Source organism: Streptomyces hainanensis, from assembly GCF_004348415.1.
GTDB lineage: Bacteria > Actinomycetota > Actinomycetes > Streptomycetales > Streptomycetaceae > Streptomyces > Streptomyces hainanensis.
The window spans coordinates 1-3,931 of sequence record NZ_SMKI01000604.1 but is presented as its reverse complement, the minus strand read 5'-3'; the positions used below and the strand labels follow the sequence as shown (position 1 = coordinate 3,931).

Genomic DNA, 3,931 nt, shown 5'->3' with positions numbered 1-3,931 from the left:
GGGCAGGGACTGGCGTGGGGGTCATGCTCGGCTCCTCGGGTGCTCGGTCCTGGTGGGGGTGGACGTGTCGCGTGGCGCGCCCGTCAGAGCGAAGAAGACCTCGTCCAGGCTGGGCAGGCGCAGGGCGAACTCGGCCAGGGCGATGCCCCGTTCGTCGAGGCGGCGGGCCACGTCGTAGACGGCCCGGTCGCCGTCGACGGGCACCACCAGTCCGTGTCGGCCCGCGCGTTCGACCGGGTGTCCGCAGACCGCCGCGAGGACCTGGGCCACCTCGTCCGTCCGGTCCTGGTCCCGGGGGCGGGCGGCGATGGCCTGGCCGCCGACGATCTGCTTGAGGTCAGGCGGGGTGCCGTGCGCGATGACGCGCCCGTCGTCGATCACCGCGATCTCGTCGGCGAGCGCGTCGGCCTCCTCCAGGTACTGCGTGGTCAGCAGCACGCTCGCCCCGTCCGCGGTGAGTTCGCGGATGATCCGCCACAGCTCCTCGCGCCGGCCGGGGTCGAGGCCGACGGACGGCTCGTCGAGGAAGACGACGCGGGGCCGGCCCACGAGGCTGGCCGCGAGGTCGAGCCGGCGGCGCATCCCGCCGGAGTAGGTGGCCACCGGCCGGCGCGCGGCGTCGCCGAGGCCGAACCGGTCGAGCAGCTCCGTCGCGCGGCGCACGGCGTCCGGTTTGCGCAGGTCGAGCAGCCTGCCGAGCAGGACGAGGTTGCCCAGGCCCGTCAACTCCTCGTCCAGCGTGGCGTACTGGCCGGTCAGCCCGATCAGCCGGCGCACCCGCGCGGCCTCCCGGACGACGTCGTGGCCCCCGACGCGCGCCGTGCCCGCGTCGAACCCGGTCAACGTCGCCAGGACGCGGATCGCCGTGGTCTTCCCAGCGCCATTCGGCCCGAGCATGCCCAGCACGGTGCCGGGGCGTGCGTGGAGGTCGACCCCGGCGAGCGCCGTGGTCCCGCCGAACCTCTTGACCAGCCCTTCGGTACGGAACGCGTAGTCGTCCATGCGTCCGGGTTCTCCTCCCGATGGATGCACATCTCGATTCAGATGACGACGTCATCCGGATTTTGAGAGTATCCTAAGTCTCGGCCACGGCAGGAGCCGGCGGAACGAGCGGAACGAGCGGGAGGGAACGGTGATGGCTCGACTGACGCGGGTGCAGCAGCAGGCGCGCACGCGCGCCGCGGTGTTGGCCGCGGCGCGGCGGGAGTTCGTCGAGTACGGCTACGGCGCGGCGAAGATCGACCGGATCGCCGAGCGGGCGGAGTTGACCCGGGGCGCGGTGTACTCGAACTTCCCCGGCAAGCGCGCGCTGTATCTGGCGGTGCTGGTCGAGATGGTCGAGCGCGCGTGGCCGAGCGAGGCCGCCGCGCGCCCGGATTCCGTGCCCGACGCGCTCGGGCGGTTCGCCCGGGTGTGGCTGGAGCGGCTGCCGCTGGTCGACGACACGGCGGCCGGTGGCCGGCTGCAACTGCGCTCGCTGGTGGGCGTGGTCGACGACGGGCCCGCGCGGGCGGTGCTGACGCAGATCGCCCGGCTGGAGGCGCTGCTGCTGGCGATGGGTCTCGAGGAGTGCGAGCCGGGTGCCGCGCGGGGGCGGCGGGTCCGGCTCGCCGAGTTGGTGCTGACGCTGTTGGGCGGCTCGGGGTTGCTGGCCGAGCTGACGCCCGGCTTCGGCGACCCCTTCGACCGGACCCGCGCCTGCGAGCACCTGGCCGGCCTGGACCTCGGCGATGTCTGGGCGCCGCCGCACCTGCCCTACGTCGAGCCCGGCGAACCGTGCCGGGACGGCTGGGACCCGCCGTCGGGTCTGGTGGACCGGCTCACCGGGGGCGAGGTCGACCTCGGGGCCGAAGGACTGGTGACGGTGCTGGGCGCCGGCCGGCTGTCCGCCGCCGAGGAGGCCGTCCGCTCGGTCCCGCCCGGCGAACAGGTCACGGTGGCCGTGGTCACCGCCGCGCCGGCCGAGACGGGGGGCCTCGTGCGGCTCCGGGTCAGCGACCTGGCCGGTTGCCTGCGCCGCGTGTTCCCGCCCGAGGCGTGGCGAGGGCTCCGGCTGGTCGTGGACGACGAGGCCCTGGTCGCCACCGCCCTCGGGCTGACCGCCGTCGACGACGAGACGGAGGCCGCCGTGCGCGTCCGGGGCGGCGCGATCGTCGCCCGGGCGAGCGGGCGCAGCGCCGGGTACGCCACGACGCTCACCCGCGTCGACGGCGGGCGGTCCCGGGAGGCCACGCCATGACGCGCGCCGAACCACCGCTGGTCGAGGGCGGGTTGGTGGTGCTCCACGCCCTGCGCTGCGGCGGCCACGCCGGCGTCGCCCGGGTGGCCGCCACCACGGGCCTCGACGCGTCGGACGCCGAGTCCGCGCTGATCGACCTGGCCGTCGCCGGTCTCGTCACGTACCAGGCCGGCCCGTTCGGCGCCTGGGGCCTGACGGACGCCGGCCGCGCCGCGGACGCCGAGCTGATATCCGACGAGTTGGCGCGAGCCGGCGCCCGTGCGGCGGTGACGGCGGCGTACGAGCGCTTCCTGGTCCTCAACCCGGAGTTGCTGGATCTCTGCACGGCCTGGCAACTGCGGTCCGTCGACGGCGCGTTGACCGTCAACGACCACGGCGACGCGGCGTACGACGCCCGGGTGCTCGGCCGGTTCGCCGACCTGGACCGCCGGGCCGCCGCCGTCTGCGCCGAGTTGGCCGCGGCGCTGCCCCGGTTCGGCCGGTACCGGGCCCGGCTGGGCGGGGCCCTGGACCGGGCGGCAGCAGGCGAGTTGACGTATGTGGCCGACCACACCGCCTCGTACCACACGGTGTGGGCGGAGCTCCACGAGGATCTGCTCGCGACGCTGGGGATACCGCGGTGAGGTGGATCCGCCCACTCGCCGCGCGGGGCGAGGAACCGGTGGAGCCCGTCGCGTTGCTGGGCGCCAAGGCGCACGGCCTGGTGACGCTGCGCCGGCTCGGGCTGCCGGTGCCGGCCGGGTTCGTCGTCACCACCGAGGCGTGCCGGGCGTTCCGGCGCGCGGGCCGGCTGCCCGCCGGGCTCGACGGCGAACTCGTCGCCGCCATGGGTGAGTTGGAGGCGGCGACGGGGCGCGGGTTCGGCGCGGCGCGGGAGCCGTTGGCCGTCTCGGTACGCTCCGGCGCGAGCGTCTCGATGCCCGGCATGATGAACACGATCCTCAACCTGGGCCTGACGAGCGAGGCCACGGCGGGGCTGGCCGCCGAGACCGGCGACGCGCGCTTCGCGCGGGACGCGCGACGCACGTTCCTGTCCACCTTCGCCGCCGCGCTCACCGAAACGGACGGGGCGGGCCGGACGATTCCCGAGGACGACGCGGTCGGGCAGTTGCGGCTGGCCGTGGCGGCCGTCCTCGCCTCGTGGGACGCGCCGCGCGCGCGAACCTACCGCGCCCTGCACGACATCCCGCACGACCTCGGCACCGCCGTGATCGTGCAGGCGATGGTCTTCGGGAACCGCGACGACCGCAGCGGCACCGGGGTCGCGTTCAGCCGCGACCCCAACACCGGGGAGCCCGTGCCGTACGGCGACGTCCTGTTCGGGCGCCAGGGCGACGACGTCGTCTCCGGCCGCTCCGCCACCCGGCCGCTGCGCGAACTCGCCGGCCGGGAGCCGGCCGTGTGGGCCGGGCTGCTCGACGCGCTGCGCCGCGTCGAGGGGCACCACCGCGACGCCTGCTACGTCGAGTTCACCTTCCAGACCGGCGAGTTGTGGCTGTTGCAGGCCCGGCCAGGCCGGTTCGTCGGCGCGGCGGCGGTGCGGCTCGCCACCGATCTCGCCGACGAGGGGCTGATCACCCGGCACCAGGCACTGCTCAGGGTCTCGCCGCGGCACCTCGCGCACGTCCGCACGCCCCGCATCGCGGCGGCCGCGCGGGCCGACGCGCTGGGGCGGGGCGTGGGGGCCTGCCC

4 protein-coding genes are annotated in these 3,931 nt (G+C 75.7%); 3 read left to right on the top strand and 1 reads right to left on the bottom strand.

From position 1 onward, the window contains the following. Nucleotides 1–21: 21 nt before the first annotated feature. Nucleotides 22–1,002, bottom strand: coding sequence for an ATP-binding cassette domain-containing protein (locus E1283_RS33345; protein WP_132821909.1), 981 nt, complete (start codon nt 1,000–1,002; stop codon nt 22–24). Between the two features lie 133 nt (nt 1,003–1,135). On the opposite strand from E1283_RS33345, the gene E1283_RS33340 reads away from it, so the two are divergent. The 3 genes from E1283_RS33340 to E1283_RS33330 all read left to right on the top strand — a co-directional run. Next, on the top strand, nt 1,136–2,239 hold the full coding sequence (locus tag E1283_RS33340; RefSeq protein ID WP_132821908.1) for a TetR/AcrR family transcriptional regulator: 1,104 nt from the start codon (nt 1,136–1,138) through the stop codon (nt 2,237–2,239). Then, nucleotides 2,236–2,862 carry a transcriptional regulator gene (locus E1283_RS33335; protein WP_132821907.1) on the top strand — a complete coding sequence of 209 codons (627 nt, stop codon included), beginning with the start codon at nt 2,236–2,238 and terminating at the stop codon, nt 2,860–2,862. The genes E1283_RS33340 and E1283_RS33335 overlap by 4 nt, the downstream gene beginning before the upstream one ends. Next, a partial coding sequence (locus tag E1283_RS33330) for a PEP/pyruvate-binding domain-containing protein (RefSeq protein ID WP_279571311.1) occupies nt 2,859–3,931 on the top strand: 1,073 nt, incomplete at its 3' end. The genes E1283_RS33335 and E1283_RS33330, both read left to right, overlap by 4 nt.